This is a genomic window from Paracoccus sp. C2R09, from assembly GCF_018860625.1.
GTDB lineage: Bacteria > Pseudomonadota > Alphaproteobacteria > Rhodobacterales > Rhodobacteraceae > Paracoccus.
Map to the genome: position 1 here is coordinate 263,102 of NZ_JAHKQB010000007.1, position 23,892 is coordinate 286,993.

Genomic DNA, 23,892 nt, shown 5'->3' on the forward strand with positions numbered 1-23,892 from the left:
GCGGCAGGCCCTGGGGATCGGGGTCAGGACCCGCCGCTATGGCCAGAAGGCGCTGGCCTTCGCGGTGACGCATGATCGTCCGCATCACAACGTCTCGACCGAGGTACATCGTTCGGGCGGTCCCTTCACCCTGGTCCCGCTGCCCGATCGCGATGGCAGACCGTCCTCGGCCGTGGTCTGGATGGAGGACGGGCGCGAGACCGCGCGCCTGAAATCGCTGGACCGGGCGGCATTCGAGGATGCGCTGAACGCACGGTCGGCAGGGGTGCTGGGCCATCTGCGCCAGGCCACCGCGCTGAGCGAATGGCCGATCATCAGCCAGATCGCGGATCGCTTCGCGGGGCCCCATGTCGCCCTGATCGCCGAAGCCGCGCATGTGCTGCCCCCCATCGGTGCGCAGGGGCTGAACATGAGCCTGGCGGATCTGGACAGCCTGCTGGACCTGATGCGTGCAAGCCCCGGCGATGCGGATGCGCTGCGGCGATACGACCGCGAACGCCGCCCCGAGGCCCGCGCGCGGATGCTGGGCATCGACGCGCTGAACCGCGCAAGCCAGGCCGGATCGCGCCCGCTGCGCGACCTGCGGGCGGCGGCGCTCGGGGGGCTTTACGCGGCGGCCCCGGTCAGGCGGCTGATGATGCGCGCGGGCCTTGGCATGCGCTGAGGGGGTTGCAGCGACGCCCCGCCATCCCTAGTTTTCCCTGTCAGAGGACGACCTCTCCGATCATGGGTTCCCGTGTTGAATGGGGAATGCACCGCCGGGACGGCCCGGCCTTGTCCATGGATGACACATGCCCTGGATCCTTCTGACCGTCGCGGGCCTTCTGGAAATCGTCTGGGCGACGGCGATGAAATATTCGCAAGGCTTCTCGAAACCCCTGCCGACGGTCGTCATGGTGGTGGGGATGGTCGCGTCCTTCTGGCTGCTGGCCGTCGCGATGCGGCAGCTTCCCCTGGGGACCGCCTATATGGTCTGGACGGGAATCGGTGCGATCGGCAGCTTTCTCGTGGGGGTGATCTTCCTGTCCGAACCCGCCACCGGGTTGCGTCTGGGGGCGGCGTCGATGATCGTCCTGGGGATCGTGACCATGAAGATCGCGTCCTGACCCCGCCCCGGGCGCCGTTGCGACCGAAAATCACGCAAAAACGTCCGTACCGGCAATTTCCTTCCGTTTGCGCCGGTGCTAAACAGCGCGGCAAGCCAAAGGAGATCAGCCAATGCCTGCCTATCGTTCCCGCACCACCACCCATGGCCGCAACATGGCCGGCGCCCGTGGCCTGTGGCGCGCGACGGGCGTGAAGGACAGCGATTTCGGCAAGCCGATCATCGCCATCGTCAACAGCTTCACCCAGTTCGTTCCGGGCCATGTCCACCTGAAGGACCTGGGCCAGATGGTCGCCCGCGAGGTCGAATCCGCCGGCGGCATCGCCAAGGAGTTCAACACCATCGCCGTCGATGACGGCATCGCGATGGGCCATGACGGCATGCTCTATTCGCTGCCCTCGCGCGAGGTGATCGCGGATTCGGTCGAATACATGGTCAATGCGCATTGCGCCGACGCGATGGTCTGCATCAGCAATTGCGACAAGATCACGCCGGGCATGCTGATGGCCGCGCTGCGCCTGAACATCCCGGTGGTCTTCGTGTCCGGCGGCCCGATGGAGGCCGGCAAGCTGGTGCTGGAAGACGGCAAGCTGAAGGCGCTGGACCTGGTCGATGCCATGGTCGCCGCTGCCGACGACGCCTATTCCGACGAGCAGGTCGAGGCGATCGAGCGTTCGGCATGCCCGACCTGCGGGTCCTGTTCGGGCATGTTCACCGCGAACTCGATGAACTGCCTGACCGAGGCGCTTGGCCTTGCGCTGCCGGGGAACGGGTCCACGCTGGCCACCCATGCCGACCGCAAGCGCCTGTTCGTCGAGGCCGGTCACCTGATCGTGGATCTTGCGCGCCGCTACTATGAAGGCGACGACGCATCGGTCCTGCCGCGCAACATCGCCAGCTTCGAGGCGTTCGAGAACGCGATGACGCTGGACATCGCGATGGGCGGGTCCACCAACACCGTGCTGCATCTGCTGGCCGCGGCCCATGAGGCGGGCATCGACTTCACCATGTCCGATATCGACCGTTTGTCGCGCGGCGTGCCGGTCCTGTGCAAGGTCGCCCCCGCCAAGGACGACGTCCACATGGAGGACGTGCACCGTGCGGGCGGCATCATGGGCATCCTGGGCGAACTGGACCGCGCGGGCCTGCTGAAGACCGATGTGGGCAGCGTCCATGCCGGGTCGCTGGCCGAGGCGCTGGACCGTTGGGACGTCAAGCGCACCGATTCCGCGACCGTGCACGATTTCTATCGCGCGGCGCCGGGGGGTGTTCCGACGCAGGTCGCCTTCTCGCAGGCGCAGCGCTTCGAAGAGGTCGATCTGGACCGCGAGAAGGGCGTCATCCGCACCAAGGAGCATGCCTTCTCGCAGGATGGCGGCCTTGCGGTGCTGTATGGCAACCTGGCCGAGGACGGCTGCATCGTGAAGACGGCGGGCGTGGATGAATCGATCCTGAAATTCGAGGGTCCGGCCCATATCTTCGAAAGCCAGGACGACAGCGTCAGCGCCATCCTGACCGGCAAGGTCAAGGAGGGCGAGGTCGTGCTCATCCGCTATGAAGGGCCGCGCGGAGGGCCGGGGATGCAGGAGATGCTGTATCCGACCAGCTATCTGAAATCCAAGGGTCTGGGGAAGGCTTGTGCGCTGGTCACGGACGGGCGCTTCTCGGGCGGGTCCTCGGGGCTGTCGATCGGCCATGTTTCGCCCGAGGCGGCGGAAGGCGGCACGATCGGTCTGGTCGAACAGGGCGATCCGATCCGGATCGACATCCCGAACCGCAAGATCGAACTGCTGGTCGACGATGCGACGCTGGCCGCCCGCCGCGAAAAGCGCGAGGCCGAGGGCTGGAAACCGGCCAAGCCGCGTCAGCGCAAGGTCTCGACCGCGCTGCGTGCCTATGCGGCGATGACGACCAGCGCCGCGCGCGGCGCGGTTCGCGTGATCCCGGAATGATGCGGATGGGGCGGCCTTCGGGCCGCCCCCTTCATATTGCCGCGACGATCGTGAAGATGCCCATGGCCAGCATCACGAGATTTTCGGTCATGGACACGAAGCCCAAGGGGACATTGCTGCCCCCGCCGACGCAGGCGCATTTCAGCTCTCGTTTCTCGACCCAGACGGCCTTCCAGACCGAGTATGCACCGACACCCCCGATGAACATCGCCACTGGCCCGGACAGCCAGGGGAACACCCCCGCGATCATCAGGATGCCGGTCCCCGTTTCCAGCCAGGGATAGGCATAGGCATAGGGCACGGCCCGCTGCGCCATCAGGTCGTAATTCAGGAACATCGTCGAGAAGGATTCGACATCCTGCAGCTTCTGCAGGCCCAGCAGGACCATGGCGATGGCGGCAAAGCGCGGGATCGTGGCCCAGGCGGGGCCTTCGGTCAGGATCGTGACGGCCGCGGCCATCAGCAGGGCCACCCCGAAGATGGCGATGACGGGGCGATAGGTGGTCGCATCCGGATCGGGCAAGGGCTTGCCGAAATAGGCGCGCAGCTCGGCATAGCCGCCGATGCGATCCTCGCCGATCCAGGTCTGGGGCGTGGTCTCGACGCCCTCCAGGCGCTTGAATTCGTCCACCTCCTCGCGGGTGGTCAGCAGGTGATCCTCGACCGGCAGGCCGTAGCGCCGCAGGAGGGATCGCGATTTCTGCCCATAGGGGCATTTGTGGTCCGGCATCATCATGCGGTAGAGCCGGGCTTTCGCGGTCGTCGGCATGGCGTTCCTCGCAGGGTTGACGTCAGTCGAACGCCTCGCCTGCGCTTTCGTTCAACGCGCCGATGGGGCCGGGCCTGCGTTCCTCGGACAGCACCACGTTCGCTTCCAGCTGACCGACCCCCGGCAGGGTCATGATGCGGCGGCGCAGGATGCGTTCGAAATCGCTGATGTCGCGCGCGGTGATGCGCAGGCGGTAATCGAACTGCCCCAGGACATGCTGGACCAGCTGCACCTCGGGGATCGCCGTGACGGCGCGTTCGAAATCCTGCAGGCCGGTGCGGCCCTTGGCGGCCAGCTTGATCCCCAGAAAGACCGTGACGCCGAAGCCCAGGGCGGGCTTGTCCAGCACCACGCGCCGTCCTGCGATCACGCCCTGCGATTCGAGCCGGCGGATGCGGCGCCATGCTGCGGGCTGGCCGATGCCCACGCTGCGGCCGATCTGCGCGGCGCTGCGGGTCGCATCCTCGATCAGCAGGCGCAGGATCGCGATGTCGGTGGGGTCGAGGGCGGTCACAGGGGCAGATCCTCGCGGTCGGTGATGGTCGAGACCAGCATCAGCGCGTCCAGTTCCGCGATATGGGGCAGGGTCAGGATGCGGTCGCGATAGACCTGCTGCCAATGCGCCATGTCCCGCGCGATGACGGTGGCGCGCCAGTCCACGCTGCCCAGAAAACTCTGGATCTCGATCACCTCGGGGACCTCGCGCAGGGCTGCCAGGAAATTGTCGAAGGCGCGGGGATCGGTCTTGTCCAGGGTAAAGCGCAGGCTGACCTCGACCTCCCACCCCAGGGCGCGCCAGTCGATGCGGGCGTGGATGCCCTTCAGGACGCCTGCCTCGCGCATGCGTTCCATGCGCCGCCACAGGCTGGCGCCGGTCACGCCCGCGCGTTCGGCCAGCTGGGCGTTTGATGCCGAAGGGTCGCCCAGAAGCTGGCGAAGTATGCGGCGATCCGTGCTGTCGGGCATGAAATTCATATCATACCCATAAACCGAACATGATTATTCCGGCAAGATGCGACTTCCCGCGCGTTTTGCAGGGAATCTGTCGCAGACGGGCGGTAGAACAGGGGCAATCAAGGAAAGGATATTCCCATGCGCGTTTTCTATGACCGCGACTGCGACGTGAACCTGATCAAGGAAAAGAAGGTCGCGATCCTCGGCTATGGCAGCCAGGGCCACGCCCACGCCCTGAACCTGCGCGATTCCGGCGCGAAGAACATCGTCGTCGCCCTGCGCGAAGGCAGCGCCTCGGCTGCCAAGGCCGAGGGCGAGGGCCTGCAGGTCATGGGCATCGCCGAAGCGGCCGCATGGTGCGATGTCATCATGTTCACCATGCCCGACGAGCTTCAGGCCGAGACCTACAAGAAATACGTCCATGACAACCTGCGCGAGGGTGCCGCGATCGCCTTCGCCCATGGCCTGAACGTGCATTTCGGCCTGATCGAGCCGAAGGCCGGCGTCGACGTCATCATGATGGCCCCCAAGGGTCCGGGCCACACCGTGCGCGGTGAATACAGCAAGGGCGGCGGCGTGCCCTGCCTGTTCGCGGTCCATCAGGACGCATCGGGCAAGGCGCAGGACATCGCGCTGTCCTATTGCTCGGCCATCGGCGGTGGCCGTTCGGGCATCATCGAGACCAACTTCCGCGAGGAATGCGAAACCGACCTGTTCGGCGAACAGGCAGTCCTGTGCGGCGGCCTGGTCGAACTGATCCGCGCCGGTTTCGAAACGCTGGTCGAGGCCGGCTACGAGCCCGAAATGGCCTATTTCGAGTGCCTGCACGAGGTGAAGCTGATCGTCGACCTGATCTATGAAGGCGGCATCGCGAACATGAACTACTCGATCTCGAACACGGCCGAATACGGCGAATACGTGTCGGGCCCGCGCGTCCTGCCCTATGACGAGACGAAGAAGCGCATGAAGGACGTCCTGACGGACATCCAGAACGGCAAGTTCGTCCGCGATTTCATGCAGGAAAACGCCGTCGGCCAGCCCTCCTTCAAGGCGACCCGCCGCATCAACGACGAACACCAGATCGAGCAGGTCGGTGCGAAGCTGCGCGAGATGATGCCCTGGATCAGCAAGGGCAAGATGGTCGACAAGTCGCGCAACTGATCGACCCCGAAATGACCGAAAGGGGGGCCATGGCGGCCCCCCTTTTTCCTATTCCGCCGACAGCTTGTCCTGCGTGCGGGTCTCGAAATCGGATGCGTCGTGACGCTCGTGCAGTTGCTGGGACGGCTCGCCCGAGGTCTTGTTGACCATGATCCCGCGCCGAACCGCCGGACGGGCCATGATCTCGTCATGCCAGCGCTTCACGTTCGGATAGCTGTCGACATCGAGGAACGTCGCCGCATCGCCATAGAGGCGGCCCGCCACCAAGCCGCCATACCAGGGCCAGATCGCCATGTCGGCGATGGTGTATTCCTCGCCCGCGACGAAGCGGTTCTCGGCCAGGCGCTGATCCAGCAGGTGCAGCTGGCGCTTCACCTCCATCGTGAAGCGGTTGATCGGGTATTCGTATTTCTCGGGGGCATAGGCATAGAAATGCCCGAAGCCGCCGCCGACATAGGGGCCCGAACCCATCTGCCAGAACAGCCAGTTCAGCGTCACGGTCCGGCCGGCGGGATCGCGCGGCAGGAAAGCGCCGTATTTCTCGGCCAGGTACAGCAGGATCGACCCGGATTCGAAGACGCGCTGCGGCGGGTTCGCGGTGTGGTCCATCAGCGCGGGGATCTTGCTGTTGGGGTTCACCTCGACGAAGCCGCTGCCGAACTGGTCGCCCTCGCCGATATTGATCAGCCAGGCGTCGTATTCGGCGTCATGGCCCGCAGCCAGCAGTTCCTCCAGCAGGATGGTGACCTTCTGCCCGTTCGGCGTCGCCAGCGAATAGAGCTGCAGCGGGTGCTTGCCCACGGGGCGATCGCGGTCGAACTGCGCCCCCGATGTCGGCTTGTTGATGCTTGCGAACTTGCCGCCACTGGCCTTGTCCGCCGTCCAGACCTTGGGCGGGGTATAGCTGTCCGTCATGTCACGTCCTGCAGTTGATTGATTTCACATGGGAAGATGTATGCGCCGCGCGAAGGTTTCAACGGGCTGGCGCATGTTCTGCATGTGTTCTATATAGCGGGCATGTTGCCACCGCGCGATCCCGACCGGAAACTGAAGGCCCGTGGCGCGGCGTCCCAGCCCGCCGGACGGTTCGAACCCCATGCCCGCATCCGCGAGAGCGACGGCTGGGACATCCCCGAGGACGAGCGCCTGCTGCGCACCGAGGTGACCGAGGAGAGCCCGCGCAGCATCATCACGCGCAACACCTCGCCCGATGTGCCCTTCGACCGGTCGATCAACCCCTATCGCGGGTGCGAACACGGCTGCATCTACTGCTATGCCCGGCCCAGCCATTCCTATCTGAACCTGTCGCCGGGCCTGGATTTCGAGACGCGGATCACGGCCAAGCCGGATGCCGCGCGTCTTCTGGAACGCGAATTGGGGCGCCCGTCATACCGGCCCGCGCCCATCGCATTGGGGACCAATACCGATCCCTATCAGCCGATTGAGGCGAAATACGGGATCATGCCGCAGATCCTGCGCGTGCTGCGGGACTGGAACCATCCGGTCACGCTGATCACGCGGGGGCGGCTGGTCCTGCGCGATCTGGATCTGTGGGCGGAACTGGCGGCGCGCGATCAGGCGATGGTCGGGGTCAGCGTGACGACGCTGGATGCGGATCTGGCCCGCAGCCTGGAACCGCGCGCGCCCGCCCCCGAAACCCGCCTGCGGATGATCCGCGAACTGTCGCGTGCGGGCGTACCCGTCCGCGTCATGGTGGCCCCCGTCATCCCCGTCCTGACCGAGCCCGAGATCGAGCGCATCCTGGCCGCTGCGCGCGAGGCCGGGGCCACTACCGCAAGCATGATCCCCCTGCGCCTGCCGCACGAGGTCGCGCCCCTGTTCCGCGACTGGCTGGACCGCCACCGCCCCGGCATGGCCGCGCATGTGATGAACCGCGTGCAGGCGATGCGCGGCGGGCGCGACAACGACCCTCGCTTCGGCCATCGCTTTCGCGGCGCGGGGATCGAGGCCGAGCTGGCAATGAAACGCTTTCGCCTGGCGCGCAAGCGGCTGGGATATCACGAGGGAAGCCCCGCGCTGGATTGCAGCCGCTTCGGGCCGCCGCCGCGCGCGGGGGACCAGATGACGCTGTTCTAGCGGCGTCCGATGGTCAGCGCGTTGTCGCGGTCGGACCCTGCGCTGCTGAAGGCGCCCAGAAGCGCGGTGATGCTTTCCAGCGTCGGGCGCGGACCGGGGGGGCGGGTTTCCAGCGCCTCGCGCATGGCACGCAGATGTTCGGGCATGGTGCCGCAGCAGCCGCCGATGACCCGCACGCCCATGTCGCGGGCCAGGCAGGCGTAATCGGCCATCAGTTCGGGGGTGCCGTCGTAATGGATGTTGCCGCAGGACAAATGCGGCACGCCCGCATTGCCCTTGGCGATGATCGGGCGTTCGTTCCCCGACGCGACAAAGCTGGCGACCGTGCGCAGAAGGTCCGACGCCCCGATGCCGCAATTCGCGCCATAGGCCACGGGCGGGTTGCGCAATGCCTCGACCGCCGATGACAGCTGACCCGGGGTCACCCCCATGATGGTGCGCCCCGCCGTATCGAAGCTGAGACTGCCGCACCAGGCCATGCCGACCAGGCGCGCGGCCTCGGCGGCGGCGCGCAGTTCCTCGAGCGCGCTGAGCGTTTCCACCCAGAGGATGTCCGCGCCGCCTTCCTTGAGCGCCTCGGCCTGCTCGTGGAACATCTCGACCGCGCGGGCATGGGTCAGGCTGCCCATCGGGGCCATGATCTCGCCTATGGGGCCCATGCTGCCGGCCACGATGACGGGGCGTCCGGCGCGGTCGGCCTCGGCCCGCGCGATCTGCGCAGCCTTCAGGTTCAGTTCCCGGACGCGGCCCGACAGGCCATGCAGGCGCAGACGGCTTTCATTGGCGCCGAAGCTGTTGGTCAGGAACAGGTCCGACCCAGCCTCGATCGCGTCGCGATGCAGGCGTGCGACCTTCCCGGGCTGGGTGTCGTTCCACAGTTCCGCCGGTTCGCGGTCCTGCAGTCCCATGTTCAGAAGCGCGGTCCCCGTCGCCCCGTCCGCAAGGACATGGGCACGCTCGGCCAGCATCAGGCTCAGCGGGTCGGTCATCGTCAACATCCTTCTCTGCGGGTCGATATCGCCCGCCCAGAGATCTCCAACCATCTGGTCCATAGTAGTCCGTGCCGTCGGGGGAAACAATTTCAGCTTGAACGAACGAAAAACCGCGCCGGTTTCCCGGCGCGGCAAATAAGTTCAGACAAACTCCGGTTGGACCTCAGTCCTCGGAATCGCCGTCGTCGTCCGATGCGCTTCCGATGTCGTCGAACAGTTCGGCGATCTCGAATTCGGCTTCGGCGTCGGCCTCGGCTGCCAGGTCCTGGATCGACTTGCCCTGGGCCTGAAGCTCGGCTTCCTCGTTCGAACGCGCGACGTTCAGCGTGATCGTCGCGTTGACTTCCGGGTGCAGCACGACGGTGACGTCATGCAGGCCCAGATACTTGATCGGCGCGCCCAGGACGACCTGCTTGCGGTCGACCGAGAAGCCGGCGTCGGTTGCAGCATCGGCGGCGTCGCGGGTCGTGACCGACCCGTAGAGAGCGCCTGCGTCCGATGCCGAACGGATGACCACGAAGGTCTCGCCGTCCAGCGACGCCGCGATCTTGTCGGCCTCGGCCTTCGAATCGGCGTTGCGGGCCTCGAGCTGCACCTTCTGTGCTTCGAAGGCCTTCACATTGGCTTCCGAGGCGCGCAGTGCCTTGCCCTGGGGCAGCAGGAAGTTACGTGCGTAACCTTCCTTGACCTTCACGACTTCGCCCATCTGGCCAAGCTTGGCCACGCGTTCCAGCAGGATGACTTGCATATCCAGGTCTCCTTACTTCACGACATAGGGGAGCAGGGCGAGGAAGCGGGCGCGCTTGATGGCACGGGCCAGTTCACGCTGCTTCTTTGCCGAGACTGCGGTGATGCGCGAGGGCACGATCTTGCCGCGTTCGCTGATGTAGCGCTGCAGCAGACGGGTGTCCTTGTAGTCGATCTTCGGCGCATTCTCGCCCGAGAACGGGCAGACCTTGCGACGGCGGAAGAACGGTTTGTTCGCCATGGTTCAGATCTCCTCAGTTCCGGTCGCGGCGTTCGCGGCGATCGCCACGGTCACCACGCTCGTCGCGCTTCTGCATCTGCACCGAGGGGCCTTCCTCGTGCTCTTCGACCTTGATGGTCATGACGCGCATGACATCGTCGTGCAGACGGGCAAGACGCTCCATTTCCTGCACGGCGGCCGAGGGCGCGTCCGAACGCAGGAAGGCGTAATGGCCCTTGCGGTTCTTGTTGATCTTGTAGGCGAGGGTGCGGACACCCCAGTATTCGTTCTCCACGACCTTGCCGCCGTTATCGGCCAGCACGGTCGAGAAATGTTCGATCAGCCCTTCGGCCTGCGTGTTCGACAGGTCCTGACGAGCGATCAGCACATGCTCGTAAAGCGGCATGGCGATCCTTTCTCTGGTTCTTGGCGGCTTCATAGGCGGGCGTCGCACCTTCCGCACCCGCCACGAGAGGACACGCCGGTTGCGAAAATCTCGGCGGAAGGATGGGGCCTTATAGCGGCAAGCCCCGCGATTGCAAGGCGATTCGGGGTCGTCACGACCGGGCTTGCGGCCCGCGCGCGGCGGCGGCAATCTGCGGGTCGGGATCAGCAACGGAAAAGACGGCATGGCACTGGAAGACGCGAAGACGCAGGTCGATCAGGCCTTCACCCGACACGAGATGCGCGGCCTGTCCTTCGAGAACGCCTTCGGCGGCGCGACCAGCTTTCTTCGCCGGCGCTATTCCAAGGATCTGACCGGGGTGGACGTGGCCGTGACGGGCATCCCCTTCGACCAGGCCGTGACCCACCGGCCGGGGTCGCGCTTCGGGCCGCGCGCCATCCGCGAGGCATCGACCCTGCAGGCCTTCGACGCCCCCTATGGCTGGGGATACGATCCCATGAGCCTGCTGAACGTGGTCGATTACGGCGACATGGCCTTCGATTATGCCGCCGTCCACGAGGTTCCCGCCCGGATCGAGGCGCATCTGGGGGCCATCCTCGATGCGGGTGCGGCACCCATCACCTTCGGCGGCGATCATTTCGTGACCCTGCCGATCCTGCGCGCCATCGCCGCCCGCAAGGGGCCGGTCGCGCTGATCCAGTTCGACGCGCATTCCGACACCTGGGTCGACGACGATCCCGCGCGGATCGATCACGGCACCTTCCTCTACAAGGCCATCCGCGAAGGGGTGGTCGATCCGGCGGCCTCGGTCTCGGTCGGGATCCGCACGGACAATCCCGACACGTTGGGGGTCACGATCCTCGATGCGCCCTTCGTCCATCGGCAGGGGATCGACGCCACGCTGGACCGCATCCGGCAGGTGGTGGGCGACAGGCCCTGCTATGTCACCTTCGACATCGACGCGCTGGACCCGGCCTTCGCGCCGGGCACCGGCACCCCGGTCTGGGGCGGGCTGGCCAGCTGGCAGGCGGCGGAACTGCTGCGGGGGCTGCGCGGGATCGACCTTCTGGGCGGCGACGTGGTCGAGGTCTCGCCCCCCTACGACACGACCGGGGCGACGGCCATCGCGGGCGCCCATGTCGCGGTCGAACTGCTGGCCCTGCTGGGCTGGAACCGTCACCGGGACGCGGCGCTTGCCGGGGACGATCCCGCGAAGTAGTTGAAACGAATGCTTCCTCAAGACCGCCTTGCCCAGATCACGCAGCGCTTCGAGTTTCTCGAGGCGCAGCTGAATGCCGGTGCCGAACCCGCGCGCATCGCCCAGATCAGCCGCGAATATGCCGAACTGAAGCCCGTCGTCACCCAGATCGCCGAATGGCGCGCCGCGACCGACGCCCTGGCCGAGGCCCGCGCGATGCTGGCCGATCCCGAGATGCGGGAACTGGCCCAGGATGAACTGGAGCGGCTGGAGGGCGAGATGCCCGAGCGCGAGCAGGCGCTGCGCATCGCGCTGCTGCCGCGCGACGCGGCGGATGCCAAGCCCGCCATCCTCGAGATCCGTCCGGGCACCGGGGGCGACGAGGCCGCGCTGTTCGCGGGCAACCTGCTGGCCATGTATCGCCGCCATGCCGAACAGCAGGGCTGGACGTTCCAGATCCTCGAACTGGCCGAGACCGAGCTGGGCGGCATCAAGGAGGTCACCGCCCGGATCGAGGGCGAGGGGGTCTTTGCCCGGCTGAAATACGAATCCGGCGTCCACCGCGTCCAGCGTGTCCCCGAGACCGAAAGCGGCGGCCGCATCCATACCAGCGCCGCCACCGTCGCCGTCCTGCCCGAAGCCGCCGAGGATGTGGATGTCGACATCCCCGCGACCGATATCCGCATCGACACGATGCGTGCCAGCGGCGCGGGCGGCCAGCACGTGAACACCACCGACAGCGCGGTGCGCATTACCCATCTGCCCACGGGTATCGTCGTCACCAGCTCCGAGAAGTCGCAGCACCAGAACCGCGCCAATGCGATGGCCGTCCTGCGGGCGCGGCTCTATGACATGCAGCGCCAGAAGGCCGATGCCGAACGCGCCGCCGATCGCAAGGCGCAGGTCGGGTCGGGCGATCGGTCCGAGCGTATCCGCACCTACAACTTTCCGCAGGGCCGCATGACCGATCACCGCATCAACCTGACGCTTTATGCGCTGGACCGGATCATGGCGGGCGACCTGTCCGAGATCATCGACGCGCTGACATCGCATGATCAGGCCGCACGGCTGGCGGCGCAGGAATGAGGATCTCGGACGCCCAGGCCGAGGGCGCGGCCCTTCTGCGTGCCGCCGGGATCGAGGGCGCGGGCCGCGACACCGACCGCATCCTGGCAGGCGTTCTGGGGATCGAGCCCGGGCGCCTGCGGATGACGGACGACCGGCGGCTGAACGATCAGGAACGCGCGGCCTTCAATCGCGGCATCGCCGCGCGGGCCCTGCGCCAGCCGGTGGCGCAGATCGTGGGCCATCGCGATTTCTGGGCGCATCGCTTCAAGGTGACGCGCGACACGCTGGACCCCCGCCCGGAAACCGAAGCCCTGGTCGAGGCCGCGCTGGAACGCCCCTGGCGCGATGTCCTGGACATGGGCACGGGCACCGGGGCGATCCTGATCTCTCTCATGGCGGCGCGGAAGGGTGCCAGGGGGCTGGGCACCGACATATCCGAGGCCGCGCTGAAGGTCGCGCGCTACAACGCGCGCCAGATCGGCGTGGATGCACGCTTCCGGCAGGCGGACTGGTATGCGGGGATCGAGGGGGCGTTCGATCTGATCGTGTCGAACCCGCCCTATATCTCGGTCGCGGAAATGGCGGCGCTGTCGCCCGATGTACGCGAATGGGAACCGCAGGACGCGCTGACCGACGGGGGCGACGGGCTGGGTGCATATCGCGCCATCGCGGCGGGGGCGCGGGCGCATCTGAACCCCGGCGGCCAGGTTCTGGTCGAGATCGGCCCGACCCAGGGCGCCGATGTCGCCGCGCTCTTTGCGGCCGAGGGTGCGCTGATCGAGATATTGCCCGATCTGGACGGCCGCGACCGCGTCGTATGCGCTGATTTCGGCTGATTTCCGGCACTTGTGCGGGGTTTCGGGACATTTTTCCGCAGTTTGCGCTTGTCACGGGGGGCGTGGCATGGTTAGTCATTCATGTGCGGAAGGCTGCAAGCCACCGCATGGGTCAGCCTGACACTGCCGGAACTGACGGGGCGCGCGAAAGATGCGCCTTGTGGCAAGGCAAGGCTGAACGGAGAGGTCAATTGCCCCCGTAGCCGTCCGAAATCGCCGTCCAGGTCATTCTGGCATCCCTGACGATCAGAACCCTAAAGACAGACTGATGAGATCATCGAAATCCCGCTCGCGCAGCAAATCGAACCGTCAGCGTTCGCTTGGCAATATCGTTAACCGAGTCTTCGAAAGCTCGGGCCCCGAAGGCAAGGTTCGCGGCACGCCGCAGCAGATCATCGAGAAATACCTGACGCTGGCGCGCGACGCACAGCTGTCGAACGACCGTGTCGCGGAACAGAGCTTCCTGCAGCATGCCGAGCATTATACCCGGATGCTGGGCGAGGCGCAGCGCGAGATGGCCGAACGCCAGGCGCAGCAGAGCAACAACGGCCAGAACCATTCGCATCGCCAGAACGGCGACGACGACCAGAACGGTCAGGGGAATGGCCACGGTAACGGCAACGGCCACGGTCAGAACCGCGACCAGCAGCGCCGCGACCCCGAGCCCGAGCAGAAGCCCGCGGAACACAAGCAGCCCGAGCAGAAGCAGCCCGACCAGAAGGTCGAGGAGGCCCAGCCGAGCCTGCCGATCGCGCAGGATGCGGACGACGCGGATGCGAATGCCCCGGTCGAAACCCCCGAGGCCGAGGCCAAGCCTGCACGGACCCGCACGCCGCGCAGCCGCACGCCGCGCAGCCCCTCGGGCAGCGCACCGCGCAGCCGCCGCAAGCAGCCCGCGGCAGAGGATGGCGCCCCCGCAGCCGATACGCAGGCGGGCGGCACCGACTGATCGCCCAAGGGCGGCAACGACCATGCGAAAGGGCGCGGGGGACAACCCCGCGCCCTTCGTCGTTCATCTGGGCCAGGCGATCAGCCCCGCATGATCAGCCCTGCATGATCAGCCTTGGCGGGCTTCCTTCAGCGCGCGGGCCAGGGCGCAGAACTGCTCCAGCCCGATTTCTTCGGCGCGCTTCGTGGGGGCGATCCCGCAATCCTCAAGCAGGGTCTCGATCTGCGGATGCAGGCCGCGCAGGCTGGCGCGCAGCATCTTGCGACGCTGGTTGAAGGCAGCGGCCGTGACCTGCGACAGAACTGCCGGATCCGCGGGGAATCGCGGTTCGGGCAGGGCGGTCAGGTGGACCACCGCCGAATGGATCTTGGGGGCCGGCACGAAGGCCTCGGGGGGCAGGGCCATCACGATCCGCGCCTCGGACCGCCACTGGGCCAGCAGCGCCAGGCGGCCATAGGCCTTGGAACCGGGCCGGGCCACGATCCGTTCGGCCACCTCCTTCTGGAACATCAGCGTCAGGGATTGCCAGAAGGGCGGCCATTCCTTGGGCGTCAGCCAGCGGATCAGCAGTTCCGTCCCGACGTTGTAGGGCAGGTTCGCCGCGATCCGGATGGGCGGCGTCAGGTGTTCCAGCGGGTCGATCTGCAGCGCATCGCCGTGGATGACCTTCAGCCGGTCGGGATAGGCCGCGGCGATCTCGGCCAGGGCGGGCAGGGCGCGTTCGTCCTTCTCGATCGCCAGGACGCGGCGGGCGCCTTCGGCCAGCAGGCCACGGGTCAGGCCGCCGGGACCGGGGCCGATCTCCAGCACGTCGCAGCCGGTCAGATCGCCTGCCTGCCTTGCGATCTTGGCGGTCAGGTTCAGGTCCAGAAGAAAGTTCTGTCCAAGCTGTTTCTTGGCGCGCAGATCATGGGTCTGGATGACCTGGCGCAGCGGGGGAAGGTTGTCGATCGTGCTCATGTCGGCCTTTGCGCGGCGGGTAGGCTGCGCGCTTGCGCCATCTGGCGGGCCATGTCCAGCGCCGCGATGGTCGATGAGGGATCCGCAAGCCCCTTGCCCGCGATGTCGAAGGCCGTGCCATGGTCGGGCGAGGTGCGGATGAAGGGCAGGCCGAGCGTCACGTTGACACCGCCCGCGAAATCCAGCGTCTTGATCGGGATCAGCCCCTGATCGTGATAGCAGGTCACCGCGGCATCGTAGCGCGCACGCGCCGGGGCATGGAACATCGTGTCGGCGGGAAGCGGCCCGGCAAGATCCAGCCCCTCGGCCCGCAGGCGTTCCAGAAGCGGCGCGATCATCATGCGTTCCTGCAGGCCCATGCGCCCGCCTTCGCCCGCATGGGGGTTCAGACCCGCCACGGCGATGCGCGGGCGGGGGATGCCGAAATCGCGGATTAGCCCCGCATGGGTGATGCGGATCGCCTGTTCCAGGGCCTCGGGGGTCAGCGCATCCGGCACGTCCTGCAGCGGGATATGGATCGTGGCGGGGACGACACGGCAGGGCGGCGTGACGGTGGTCGAGGCCAGCATCATCGCGACGGGCAGGTCGCCCCCCAGATGCGCCAGGTATTCGGTATGCCCCGGAAAGGCGAAGCCCGCCCCGCTCTGCAGGGCTTCCTTGCTGATGGGGGCAGTGGTGATGGCCGCAACCTCGCCCGCCATCGCCATGCGGGCGGCGCGGGCGATCACCTCGATCACGCCGATGGCATTTGCGGGATCGGGCCGGCCCGCGATCGCGGGGGCTGCGAAATCGTGGCGCAGGACCGGCAGCCGCCCCGGCGGCACCGGGTCCCCGGGGGCCGTCACCTCGGTCCAGTCGCAGCCCTGGGGCAGATGGCGCGGATCGCCCATCCAGACGATGTCCTGCCCCGAGGCCAGGACCAGCGGCGCCAGCTCGGGGCCGATGCCCGCGGGTTCGCCGCAGGTCAGAAGGACGCGCACCACCGGGTCAGGGCCTGCGGATCAGCGCATCGGCGCGTAGATCGGCCAGCAGCCCTTCCGCAGCCTCGTTGATGCGCTGGTTGAACAGCTCGTCCCGGACCGCCTCGCGCGAGGGGATGCCGTTTTCGGGCTGCGGGATCGCATCCTCGACCCCGTCCTGCGGCTGGGCGGTGGTCGGCACCTCGGCCTGCTGGGCCAGGGCGGGCTGGCGCGAACACAGCGTCACGACCTCGGCCGCGTTTCCGACCGGGACGACACCCGATTCGCCATCGTCAAGCGAGGCGAGGCGCGCGGCGATCAGCGTCGGGATCTGGGCCTGCGACAGGGTCTGGCGCTGGACCTGCAGCGCGGCTTCGGGGCCGACCTGCTTGTAGAGATCGTCGCAGGACAGCGTGGCCTGCGCCACGGCATTGGCCCGGGCCATGTCGGGCAGGGTGATGGTCGCGTATTCCAGCACCTGTTCGCGCGCGCCGGGGCGAAGGCTGCCCTGGGCGTCGCGCAGGTGGAACAGGATCACGGCGCCTTCGACCTGCAGGGGCTGCGTGGTCTCGCCGGGTTGCAGCTGCGTCACGATCTGGCGCAGGCCGGGGGGCAGCGAATCCAGCTCCATCGTTTCCAGACGCCCGCCGGCCTCGGCCGAGGGGGTCGCCGAATAGCGCCGCGTGGCATCGGCGAACTGCGCCTCGGAGGGGCGCGACCCGGCGATGCGTTCGGCCAGCGACAGGGCCTGCGCCTCCTGCCCCGGAGGGGCGGGGATGATCAGTTCGGACAGCGACACGCGGTCGATGATCGGGGTCTCGATCACCCGCTTCAGCTGCTGGTCGACCTCGGCATCGGAAATGTCGATCTGCGACAGCAGCCGGGCGCGCACGACCTGCCGCCACATGCTGCCCGCGCGGACGAAATCGCGGAAGGTGTCGCCATCGACGCCCGCCTGTTCCAGCCTTGCGATGAAGCTGGCGGCATCGAGACCCGCGCGGCCCGCGAATTCCTCGAGCCCCGACTGCAACGCCTCGTCGGACAGCTGCACGCCGATCCGTTCGGCGGCCTCGACCCGCAGGCGGTCGTCGATCAGCGCATCCTCGGCGGCCTGGGCGCTGGTCTCAGGCGCGCCGATGACCTGCATGAAGCGCTGGCGCTGCACGATCTCGTAACGGGTGACGGCACTGTCGTTCACGTAGACGACGGTCTGGAACAGGTTCTGCGCGTGAACCGGCGCGCCCGCGCCCGTCGCGATCATCGCCGCCAGCGCGATACCTGAGAGGAGTTGCCGCATCTGCTGTTCCTATCCTTGTCTTTTGGCGGGCAGGTTAGCGCATGCAGTTGCGCTGCGCCACCGTGCCCTCGCCGTCGCTCTGACTGCCGAAACCGGCCAGCCGGACCGACAGATCGAAGCTGGTTTCGGCGTCGATCGTGTCCGTGCTGGTGAAGCGCCGCGATATGCCGGTCTCGACCGTGATGCATTCGTTGCGATAGGTCACGTCCAGCGACGCGCTCTGGGTGCTTTCGGCGGTGAAGTCGTAGCGGGCCTCGGCATTGCCCCACCAGCCCGGCGCGATCTGCCAGCCGACGCTTGCGGCCAGTTCGGATGCATCGTCGTCGCGCCCCTCGGACAGGTCGGCATCGATCCACAGATAGCCCGCCGAAAGCTGCAGGTCGTCGCGCAGCCAGCCCATGCGGAATTCGTTGCGCGACACGCCGAAGCTGTCGTCGAACAGCGCGCGGTTGGCGATGGCCAGCCCCTTGCCGCTGTCATAGGTCGTGGACAGCAGCCAGTCCGACCTGCGCCCGCCGAGAAAGCTCTCGTCGTCATAGGTGCTGCTGTCGCGGGCCCGGAAGACCCGGCCCCCCGTCACCCCGAGCGACCAGCCCGACGGATCGATCCGCGTCCAGGTCAGGCCGACATTGGCACGCAGCCCGCCTTCGCTGCGATCATAGCCCGGAAAGCGGCTGTCCGAGAACAGGTTCCCCTCGTCGAACTCGACCAGAAGGCTGTCCTCGTTCGGGATGTCGTCGTCATCGCCCTGCGGCGAATAGAGAAGCTGCATGACGGGTTCGATGATATGGGTCGCGCGTCCCTTCACCGTGGCCAGCGGCCAGCGCAGCTCGATCCCGACCTGGGGGTCGGCGCGCGCCACCACGTCGTCGTAATCGTCGTCCTGCGCGATGCGATAGACATCCGCCTCGAGGCTGGCGATGGCCGCGGCCATCACGCCGCCCGGCAGGACCTGCGAGCGGCGCCAGTCCAGGTCGAACGAGGCGCGGGCCACGTCGCGGCCGACCTCGTCCTCGTCCGAGGGGCGGCGATGGGCATGGGCCGACCATTCGATCGTCGCCTCGCCCCCGATCCGGGCGGGGGTGAAGCGGCGCAGCCAGATCGCGTCGGCCACCTGCGCGGGCGAGGTCGAGTTGTCCTCGTCGTCGCGCAGCGAGTTGTAGTTGCCGATCCGGGCCCAGACCAGCTTGGTCCGGCGCACCTGTTCCAGCGTCACGCCCGACCACAGCCGGTCGGCGTCGGTGACGTCGTAATCCAGCAGATATGCCCGGTCGGTCGCGGCCTGAACCTGCACGCCCAGCTTGTAGTCGCGGGGCAGGTCGAACTGCGCGATCCCGAAGACATAGCCGCGCCATTCGTCCAGCAACAGGTCGTCGCGGGTGATCGCCCCGTTCCATTCCGTCGCCCCGTTCGCGAAGGCCTGGCGGTATCGCAGTTCCAGCGTCCGCGTGCTGTCGACCGCGACATAGGGAGAGACGGTCACGTCGGCATGATCGCCCAGGGCGATGAAATAGGGCAGCTTCAGCCCGAAACCCAGGCTGGAGGTCGTGCGGATCTCGGGGCGCAGGAAGCCGTTCTTGCGATCCACCGTCGGATCGGGCGCGCTGAGCGTGAAGGGCAGATAGGCCAGCGGAACGCCGAAGGCGCGGAACTGGGGATGGTCGAAGGTGATCGTGCGGGATTCGGCGTCATGGGTGATCGAACGCGCACGGATTTCCCACAGGGGCGTCGGATCGCTGGCGCAGATCTGGCAGGACGAGGCCGCCACCTGGCGCAGTTCGGTGATGCGCCCGCCATCGCTGCGTTCGGCCTCGCGCGCGGCAAGCTGCAATTCGCGACCGATGACCAGGCGTGCGCCCTCGATGATGCCGTCCTGCAATTCGCGGTCCAGCTGGGCGGCATCGGCGATCAGGATGGTGTCCTGATCGGGATCGGTCGCATCCGGGCGGGACAGATGGATCGGGCCCTCGATGGTCAGATCGCCCGTGGGGCCGTCCACGATCACCCGCGATGCCACCAGCCGCGATCCCTGGTACCAGATCACGACCCCACCCGCCGCGATCAGCGTGCGGTCATCCTGCAGCTGCACGGCATCGGCCAGAACGGTCGCCGCCCCGCCCTGCGACGAACGCGGCCTGTCGCCGGGCAGCGTGACGGACGCTTGGGCCTCGACCGCCTCGGGGGCGTCGGTGGACGGGGTGCGATCGCCGATCGGTTCGCTGCCCAGGCTGTCGGATTCGGGCGCCAGCGCCGAGATCCCGCCCAGGCTGGACAGCGGCGCGGTCTGCGACACGCCCGGCATCTCGGGCATGAGGCTCTCGTCGTCGAAGATCGTCTGGGCCGCGGCGGCTCCGCTCAGCCCCGCCATCAGCGTGCTGCCCAGCATCAGGCGGCGCATATGTGTTCCGGGCATCCGAACGGTCATCCGTCCTCTCGTTTCAGTATCAGTCCAAGCGCCAGAAGCGCGCCGACAAGCGGCGGGGTCCATGCGGCCATCACCGCGCCCACCTGCCCGTTATCCCCCAGAACCTGCGCCATGTTGCGCAGAAAGAACAGCGCGATCCCCGCCGCGAAGGCCAGAAGGACCGCGACCCCGGTATTGCGGCCACGCACATGCTGCATGGTGAAGGCCGCCGCGATCAGCACCATCGCCCCCATCAGGAAGGGACGGGCCAGTTCCATCTGGAACCAGACCTTGTGCCGCGCCGCCGAAAAGCCTGCCCGTTCCAGCCCGGCGATGAAGCCCGGCAACTGCCAGACGGGCACGGATTCGGGGCGACCGAACCCTTCGCGGATGCGCTGCGCCGTCAGGTCGGACGGCAGCAGCATGTAGGGCGTGCGCGTCACCTCGGCCTGCGGGTTCTGCGCATCCAGCGGATAGTCGCGCACCTCGGCCAGGCCCCAGGCGCCGGGCGTCAGCCGCGCGGTCTGGGCCTCGATCCGGCGGACGGGACCGGATTCGGCGTCGAAGACGAGGAAGGTCGCATCATGCAGGGTCAGCGCATCGGCGCTGGCGCGGCGCGCGCGGATGACGATCTGGCCCGATTCCTCGCCATTCTCCAGCACGGCCTGGCGCAGCCAGACGGCGCTGTCGCCCAGGCTGACGGTCTGGCTGTCGCCGCGGTCGATCTGGTCCACCGCATCGTCATAGAGCTGCCCCGTCGCCGCGACCAGCGGGTTCAGAAGCCCCACGGTCAGCGCGCCCACTGCCACGGCGGTCAGCGCGGGTGCCGCGATCACGCGCATCCCCGACCGCCCCGACGCCCGGATCGCCACCATCTCGGAACTGCGCGCCAACCCGAGAAACAGCGCGATCCCTGCCAGCACGGTCATCAGCGGCAGGATGGAATAGAAACTGTCGGCGATGTTCAGCGCCGCCAGCCGCGCCGCGCCCGCCAACCCGATATCGTCCCCCGAGAAGCGGCGGATGATCTCGATCATGTCGATCAGGAACAGGATCAGAAGGAAGATCCCCGCGATCATCAGGAACGAACGCAGGAACCGACGCGCGACATACCGTGCAAGGATCACGAGGATCGCCCCCCTCTGGGTTTGGCGGCCAGCCATAACAGCCCCGCGCAAAGCAGCGCCCCGACGCCCGAGGGCAGATACAGAAGCGGCCACATGCCGGGGGCCGAACCCACGCGGTCGGCGGCGGCGTTGGACAGGAACTGCACGAAGATCAGGGCCAGGATCGCCCATCCCACCTGCCGCCAGACCCCGAAGCGGGAAAACCCCCCGACCAGCAGCGTGGCGAAGCCGATCATCGCCGCCACCGGCGACAGCAGGGGCTGGGCGATGCGTTCATGCGCTTCGCGCCGGGCATTCGCGGCGCTGGCGCCCGTGGATTGCAGCAGGGCGTCGTCGGCGCGCAGCAGGTCCAGCGTGCCGTAATCGCGCAGGTCGCGCCGCGTGCTGCCCCCGCCGGTGAACATCGCCCCGATATCATAGCTGAATTCGTCGAAGCGCGTGACCGCCAGCCGGGGCCGTCCGTCCTGCCGGGTCAGCGTCTGGGCCATGCCCTGCAGCAGCACCAGCACGGGTCCGGTATCGGCGCGCACCAGCAGCGCCTCCTGCGCGGTATAGACGACCTGCCGGTCCGGATCGCGGGCATCCTCGATGAACAGGTCCAGAAGATGCCCGTCGCTGGCGATGTCGCGGATGAACAGCGTCACGTCGTCGGTCGGATACTGGAAACTGCCCGGTCGCAGGAATTGCGAGGTGACGTTCTCGGCCAGCTCGGCGCTGCGTTCGGCCAGGCGTTCGCGCGCCATGGGTACCAGGCCGTGGACGAGGATCGCGACCATCAGCCCCACCGACAGCCCGAAGATCAGGACGGGACGCGCCATCCGCCAGGGGGATATGCCCGCCGACTGCATCGCCACCAGTTCGGATTCCCCCGACAAACGGTTCGTGCCGTATGCCGTGGCCGCGAAGGCCGCGACGGGCAGGACCACGGAAATGACCAGCGGCAGCGTCAGCAGGGTGAATTCCAGCACCACCAGCGCGGTCTGGCCGTCGTTCAGCAGGTCATCGAACAGGCTGACGGCGCGGTTGATCCAGTAGACGGAAACCAGCACCAGCGCGAAAAAGCCGAACAGCGTCAGCAGCTGGCCAAGGATGTATCGGTCGATCCGGGGCATGGGCGGCCTTCTTCGCGTGACGTTCGGTCCTGATTAGCCGCAAGGGACGCTCTGGAAAAGGGTCCGCGCGGTGTCTAGGTTCACGACAACAAGAGAGAGGACCTCGAATGACCCACCCCGTCCAGATCGATTTCATTGAGACCGCGCCCGAGCGTTTTGCCGACCATGAGGGGCGCATCGCGCTTCTGGTGGGCGCGGATGACCGCCTGCCGGGCCGTCTGCCGAAGCCCGTGCGCGATGCCGCGCAGCGGGCGTTGGCCTCGAAGGCGGGGCAGGAGCTGAAGGCCGGGCAGGCGCTGGAACTGGCATTCCCCGCGGGGCTGGCGGCGGAATCGCTGATCCTCGCGCGGCTGGCCACGTCCTCCAGCACCATCGAGGCGCGTCAGGCCGGTGCCGCCATCGGCGCACGGCTGAACGGCGGTCACATGCTGGTCGCGGCCGGCCCGCACAAGCTGGCATCCGACGTGGCCCTAGGTCTTGCGCTGCGCGCCTATGATTTCGACGCCTACAAGTCCCGCCCCGAGGGCGAGGAGAAGCCGAAGGGCCATGTCACCTTCATGGCGAAATCCCCCGAGGATCTGGCGAAGGCTGCAGGATCCGCCGCCGCCGTGGCCGAGGGCGTCTTCTTCACCCGCGACCTGGTGAACGAGCCCGCCAACGTGCTGACCACCACCGATTTCGCGGACCGTCTGGCCGCCATGCAGGAACTGGGCCTCGAGGTCGAGGTGCTGGACGAGGATCGACTGGCCGAACTGGGCATGCGCGCGCTGCTGGGCGTGGGCCAGGGCAGCGAGAGCCCGTCCAAGGTCGTCGTCATGCGCTGGAACGGCGCGGGCGACGAGGCACCGCTGGCGCTGGTCGGCAAGGGTGTCGTCTTCGACACCGGCGGCATTTCCATCAAGCCCGCCGCGGGCATGGAGGACATGACCATGGACATGGGCGGCGCGGGTGTCGTGGCGGGCGTGATGCGCACGCTGGCGCTGCGTCGGGCCAAGGCCAATGTCGTGGGGCTGGTGGGCCTGGTCGAGAACATGCCCGACGGCCGTGCGCAGCGTCCGGGCGACATCGTGAAGTCGATGAAGGGCGACACGATCGAGATCATCAATACCGATGCCGAAGGCCGCCTCGTGCTGGCGGACGTGTTGTGGTATGCGCAGACGCGCTTCAACCCCTCGGCCATCGTCGATCTGGCGACGCTGACCGGCGCGGTGATCATCGGGCTTGGCCATGACAATGCGGGCATCTTCGCCAATGACGACAAGCTGGCCGAGGGCATCCTGTCCGCTGCCCGGTCCGAGGGCGAGGGCGCGTGGCGGTTGCCGCTTGGCGCAAGCTATGACGCGCAGCTGAAATCGCGCCTGGCCGACATGAAGAACACCGGCGGTCGCGCCGCGGGTTCGATCACGGCAGCGCAGTTCCTGCAGCGCTTCATCCGCGAAGGGCAGCCCTGGGCGCATATCGACATCGCGGGCGTGGCCCTGCCGCCGCAGCCGACCGACCTGGCCCCCAAGGGCGCGTCGGGCTGGGGTGTCATGACGCTGGACCGCATGATCCGCGACCGATTCGAGGTGAAGTGATC

24 protein-coding genes are annotated in these 23,892 nt (G+C 67.4%); 10 read left to right on the forward strand and 14 right to left on the reverse strand.

What is annotated here, in order from left to right; genetic code table 11:
* The 3 genes from KO490_RS16420 to ilvD all read left to right on the forward strand — a co-directional run.
* The coding region (locus tag KO490_RS16420) for an FAD-dependent monooxygenase (protein WP_252726944.1) at nt 1-664 on the forward strand (664 nt) is incomplete at its 5' end.
* A 127-nt stretch (nt 665-791) separates the two neighbouring features.
* Nucleotides 792-1,106 carry a multidrug efflux SMR transporter gene (locus tag KO490_RS01800; protein ID WP_216017673.1) on the forward strand — a complete coding sequence of 105 codons (315 nt, stop codon included), beginning with the start codon at nt 792-794 and terminating at the stop codon, nt 1,104-1,106.
* A 112-nt stretch (nt 1,107-1,218) separates the two neighbouring features.
* Complete coding sequence (gene ilvD, locus KO490_RS01805) at nt 1,219-3,057, forward strand: dihydroxy-acid dehydratase (protein WP_216017674.1); 1,839 nt, start codon at nt 1,219-1,221, stop codon at nt 3,055-3,057.
* 31 nt (nt 3,058-3,088) lie between these two features.
* Here the strand turns inward: ilvD and KO490_RS01810 are convergent, their stop codons facing one another.
* From KO490_RS01810 to KO490_RS01820, 3 genes are read right to left on the reverse strand one after another with little or no spacing between them, the layout of a single operon-like run.
* Nucleotides 3,089-3,826: a glutaredoxin gene (locus KO490_RS01810; RefSeq protein ID WP_216017675.1), complete on the reverse strand. Its 738-nt coding sequence runs from the start codon at nt 3,824-3,826 to the stop codon at nt 3,089-3,091.
* A gap of 22 nt (nt 3,827-3,848) precedes the next feature.
* Nucleotides 3,849-4,340, reverse strand: a complete 492-nt coding sequence (locus tag KO490_RS01815) for an Lrp/AsnC family transcriptional regulator (protein WP_216017676.1) — start codon at nt 4,338-4,340, stop codon at nt 3,849-3,851.
* Nucleotides 4,337-4,792, reverse strand: coding sequence for an Lrp/AsnC family transcriptional regulator (locus tag KO490_RS01820; RefSeq protein WP_216017677.1), 456 nt, complete (start codon nt 4,790-4,792; stop codon nt 4,337-4,339). Before KO490_RS01820 ends, KO490_RS01815 begins: the two co-directional genes overlap by 4 nt.
* A 126-nt stretch (nt 4,793-4,918) precedes the next feature.
* On the opposite strand from KO490_RS01820, the gene ilvC reads away from it, so the two are divergent.
* Entirely contained in the window at nt 4,919-5,941 is a 1,023-nt protein-coding gene (gene ilvC, locus KO490_RS01825; RefSeq protein WP_216017678.1) for a ketol-acid reductoisomerase, read from the forward strand.
* A 48-nt stretch (nt 5,942-5,989) separates the two neighbouring features.
* Here ilvC and yghU read toward each other — a convergent pair whose 3' ends face one another.
* Nucleotides 5,990-6,856: a glutathione-dependent disulfide-bond oxidoreductase gene (yghU, locus tag KO490_RS01830; protein WP_216017679.1), complete on the reverse strand. Its 867-nt coding sequence runs from the start codon at nt 6,854-6,856 to the stop codon at nt 5,990-5,992.
* A 93-nt stretch (nt 6,857-6,949) separates the two neighbouring features.
* On the opposite strand from yghU, the gene KO490_RS01835 reads away from it, so the two are divergent.
* Nucleotides 6,950-8,038, forward strand: coding sequence for a PA0069 family radical SAM protein (locus KO490_RS01835; RefSeq protein WP_371822261.1), 1,089 nt, complete (start codon nt 6,950-6,952; stop codon nt 8,036-8,038).
* Here KO490_RS01835 and bmt read toward each other — a convergent pair.
* The 4 genes from bmt to rpsF all read right to left on the reverse strand — a co-directional run bounded on the left by bmt (nt 8,035) and on the right by rpsF (nt 10,403).
* Nucleotides 8,035-9,027 carry a betaine--homocysteine S-methyltransferase gene (gene bmt, locus KO490_RS01840; protein WP_216017680.1) on the reverse strand — a complete coding sequence of 331 codons (993 nt, stop codon included), beginning with the start codon at nt 9,025-9,027 and terminating at the stop codon, nt 8,035-8,037. The two genes, KO490_RS01835 and bmt, sit on opposite strands and share 4 nt — an antisense overlap.
* A gap of 166 nt (nt 9,028-9,193) precedes the next feature.
* The gene (gene rplI / locus KO490_RS01845) at nt 9,194-9,778 is read right to left on the reverse strand and encodes a 50S ribosomal protein L9 (RefSeq protein ID WP_216017681.1); all 585 of its coding nucleotides are present in this window, start codon (nt 9,776-9,778) and stop codon (nt 9,194-9,196) included.
* 12 nt (nt 9,779-9,790) lie between these two features.
* A complete protein-coding gene (gene rpsR / locus KO490_RS01850) occupies nt 9,791-10,018 on the reverse strand; it encodes a 30S ribosomal protein S18 (protein ID WP_022707247.1) in 228 nt (75 codons plus the stop codon).
* A 13-nt stretch (nt 10,019-10,031) separates the two neighbouring features.
* Nucleotides 10,032-10,403 carry a 30S ribosomal protein S6 gene (gene rpsF / locus KO490_RS01855; RefSeq protein WP_216017682.1) on the reverse strand — a complete coding sequence of 124 codons (372 nt, stop codon included), beginning with the start codon at nt 10,401-10,403 and terminating at the stop codon, nt 10,032-10,034.
* Nucleotides 10,404-10,626: 223 nt separating this feature from the next.
* Between rpsF and speB the strand changes: the two genes are divergently transcribed.
* The 4 genes from speB to KO490_RS01875 all read left to right on the forward strand — a co-directional run bounded on the left by speB (nt 10,627) and on the right by KO490_RS01875 (nt 14,454).
* Nucleotides 10,627-11,622: an agmatinase gene (gene speB / locus KO490_RS01860; RefSeq protein ID WP_216017683.1), complete on the forward strand. Its 996-nt coding sequence runs from the start codon at nt 10,627-10,629 to the stop codon at nt 11,620-11,622.
* Nucleotides 11,623-11,631: 9 nt separating this feature from the next.
* Entirely contained in the window at nt 11,632-12,687 is a 1,056-nt protein-coding gene (prfA, locus tag KO490_RS01865; protein WP_216017684.1) for a peptide chain release factor 1, read from the forward strand.
* Entirely contained in the window at nt 12,684-13,505 is an 822-nt protein-coding gene (gene prmC / locus KO490_RS01870; RefSeq protein ID WP_216017685.1) for a peptide chain release factor N(5)-glutamine methyltransferase, read from the forward strand. Before prfA ends, prmC begins: the two co-directional genes overlap by 4 nt.
* Nucleotides 13,506-13,773: 268 nt before the next feature.
* Nucleotides 13,774-14,454: a DUF4167 domain-containing protein gene (locus KO490_RS01875; protein ID WP_216017686.1), complete on the forward strand. Its 681-nt coding sequence runs from the start codon at nt 13,774-13,776 to the stop codon at nt 14,452-14,454.
* Between the two features lie 108 nt (nt 14,455-14,562).
* On the opposite strand, the gene rsmA is transcribed toward KO490_RS01875, so the two are convergent.
* Genes rsmA through lptF form a run of 6 tightly spaced genes read right to left on the reverse strand, consistent with a single transcriptional unit; the run spans nt 14,563 to nt 22,313 of the window.
* The gene (gene rsmA, locus KO490_RS01880) at nt 14,563-15,414 is read right to left on the reverse strand and encodes a 16S rRNA (adenine(1518)-N(6)/adenine(1519)-N(6))-dimethyltransferase RsmA (protein WP_216017687.1); all 852 of its coding nucleotides are present in this window, start codon (nt 15,412-15,414) and stop codon (nt 14,563-14,565) included.
* The gene (pdxA, locus tag KO490_RS01885) at nt 15,411-16,394 is read right to left on the reverse strand and encodes a 4-hydroxythreonine-4-phosphate dehydrogenase PdxA (RefSeq protein ID WP_216017688.1); all 984 of its coding nucleotides are present in this window, start codon (nt 16,392-16,394) and stop codon (nt 15,411-15,413) included. Before pdxA ends, rsmA begins: the two co-directional genes overlap by 4 nt.
* A gap of 7 nt (nt 16,395-16,401) precedes the next feature.
* Nucleotides 16,402-17,670: a peptidylprolyl isomerase gene (locus tag KO490_RS01890; protein ID WP_216017689.1), complete on the reverse strand. Its 1,269-nt coding sequence runs from the start codon at nt 17,668-17,670 to the stop codon at nt 16,402-16,404.
* A 34-nt stretch (nt 17,671-17,704) separates the two neighbouring features.
* Nucleotides 17,705-20,083 carry an LPS-assembly protein LptD gene (locus tag KO490_RS01895; protein WP_252726945.1) on the reverse strand — a complete coding sequence of 793 codons (2,379 nt, stop codon included), beginning with the start codon at nt 20,081-20,083 and terminating at the stop codon, nt 17,705-17,707.
* Between the two features lie 8 nt (nt 20,084-20,091).
* Nucleotides 20,092-21,237, reverse strand: a complete 1,146-nt coding sequence (gene lptG, locus KO490_RS01900; protein ID WP_252726946.1) for an LPS export ABC transporter permease LptG — start codon at nt 21,235-21,237, stop codon at nt 20,092-20,094.
* Entirely contained in the window at nt 21,198-22,313 is a 1,116-nt protein-coding gene (gene lptF / locus KO490_RS01905; protein WP_216017690.1) for an LPS export ABC transporter permease LptF, read from the reverse strand. Before lptF ends, lptG begins: the two co-directional genes overlap by 40 nt.
* Nucleotides 22,314-22,420: 107 nt before the next feature.
* On the opposite strand from lptF, the gene KO490_RS01910 reads away from it, so the two are divergent.
* Nucleotides 22,421-23,890, forward strand: coding sequence for a leucyl aminopeptidase (locus tag KO490_RS01910; protein ID WP_216017691.1), 1,470 nt, complete (start codon nt 22,421-22,423; stop codon nt 23,888-23,890).
* The last annotated feature ends 2 nt before the right edge of the window (nt 23,891-23,892 follow it).

Excerpts from the sequence above, each read along its gene's own strand:
- KO490_RS01810 (WP_216017675.1), bottom strand. The coding sequence starts at position 3,826 with ATGCCGACGACCGCGAAAGCCCGGCTCTACCGCATGATGATGCCGGAC.
- rpsR (WP_022707247.1), bottom strand. The coding sequence starts at position 10,018 with ATGGCGAACAAACCGTTCTTCCGCCGTCGCAAGGTCTGCCCGTTCTCG.
- rplI (WP_216017681.1), bottom strand. The coding sequence starts at position 9,778 with ATGCAAGTCATCCTGCTGGAACGCGTGGCCAAGCTTGGCCAGATGGGC.
- prfA (WP_216017684.1), top strand. The coding sequence starts at position 11,632 with ATGCTTCCTCAAGACCGCCTTGCCCAGATCACGCAGCGCTTCGAGTTT.
- KO490_RS01820 (WP_216017677.1), bottom strand. The coding sequence starts at position 4,792 with ATGCCCGACAGCACGGATCGCCGCATACTTCGCCAGCTTCTGGGCGAC.
- rsmA (WP_216017687.1), bottom strand. The coding sequence starts at position 15,414 with ATGAGCACGATCGACAACCTTCCCCCGCTGCGCCAGGTCATCCAGACC.
- bmt (WP_216017680.1), bottom strand. The coding sequence starts at position 9,027 with ATGACCGACCCGCTGAGCCTGATGCTGGCCGAGCGTGCCCATGTCCTT.
- prmC (WP_216017685.1), top strand. The coding sequence starts at position 12,684 with ATGAGGATCTCGGACGCCCAGGCCGAGGGCGCGGCCCTTCTGCGTGCC.
- speB (WP_216017683.1), top strand. The coding sequence starts at position 10,627 with ATGGCACTGGAAGACGCGAAGACGCAGGTCGATCAGGCCTTCACCCGA.
- KO490_RS01800 (WP_216017673.1), top strand. The coding sequence starts at position 792 with ATGCCCTGGATCCTTCTGACCGTCGCGGGCCTTCTGGAAATCGTCTGG.
- rpsF (WP_216017682.1), bottom strand. The coding sequence starts at position 10,403 with ATGCCGCTTTACGAGCATGTGCTGATCGCTCGTCAGGACCTGTCGAAC.
- ilvD (WP_216017674.1), top strand. The coding sequence starts at position 1,219 with ATGCCTGCCTATCGTTCCCGCACCACCACCCATGGCCGCAACATGGCC.
- lptG (WP_252726946.1), bottom strand. The coding sequence starts at position 21,237 with ATGGCTGGCCGCCAAACCCAGAGGGGGGCGATCCTCGTGATCCTTGCA.
- KO490_RS01890 (WP_216017689.1), bottom strand. The coding sequence starts at position 17,670 with ATGCGGCAACTCCTCTCAGGTATCGCGCTGGCGGCGATGATCGCGACG.
- ilvC (WP_216017678.1), top strand. The coding sequence starts at position 4,919 with ATGCGCGTTTTCTATGACCGCGACTGCGACGTGAACCTGATCAAGGAA.
- KO490_RS01875 (WP_216017686.1), top strand. The coding sequence starts at position 13,774 with ATGAGATCATCGAAATCCCGCTCGCGCAGCAAATCGAACCGTCAGCGT.
- KO490_RS01910 (WP_216017691.1), top strand. The coding sequence starts at position 22,421 with ATGACCCACCCCGTCCAGATCGATTTCATTGAGACCGCGCCCGAGCGT.
- KO490_RS01895 (WP_252726945.1), bottom strand. The coding sequence starts at position 20,083 with ATGCCCGGAACACATATGCGCCGCCTGATGCTGGGCAGCACGCTGATG.
- lptF (WP_216017690.1), bottom strand. The coding sequence starts at position 22,313 with ATGCCCCGGATCGACCGATACATCCTTGGCCAGCTGCTGACGCTGTTC.
- yghU (WP_216017679.1), bottom strand. The coding sequence starts at position 6,856 with ATGACGGACAGCTATACCCCGCCCAAGGTCTGGACGGCGGACAAGGCC.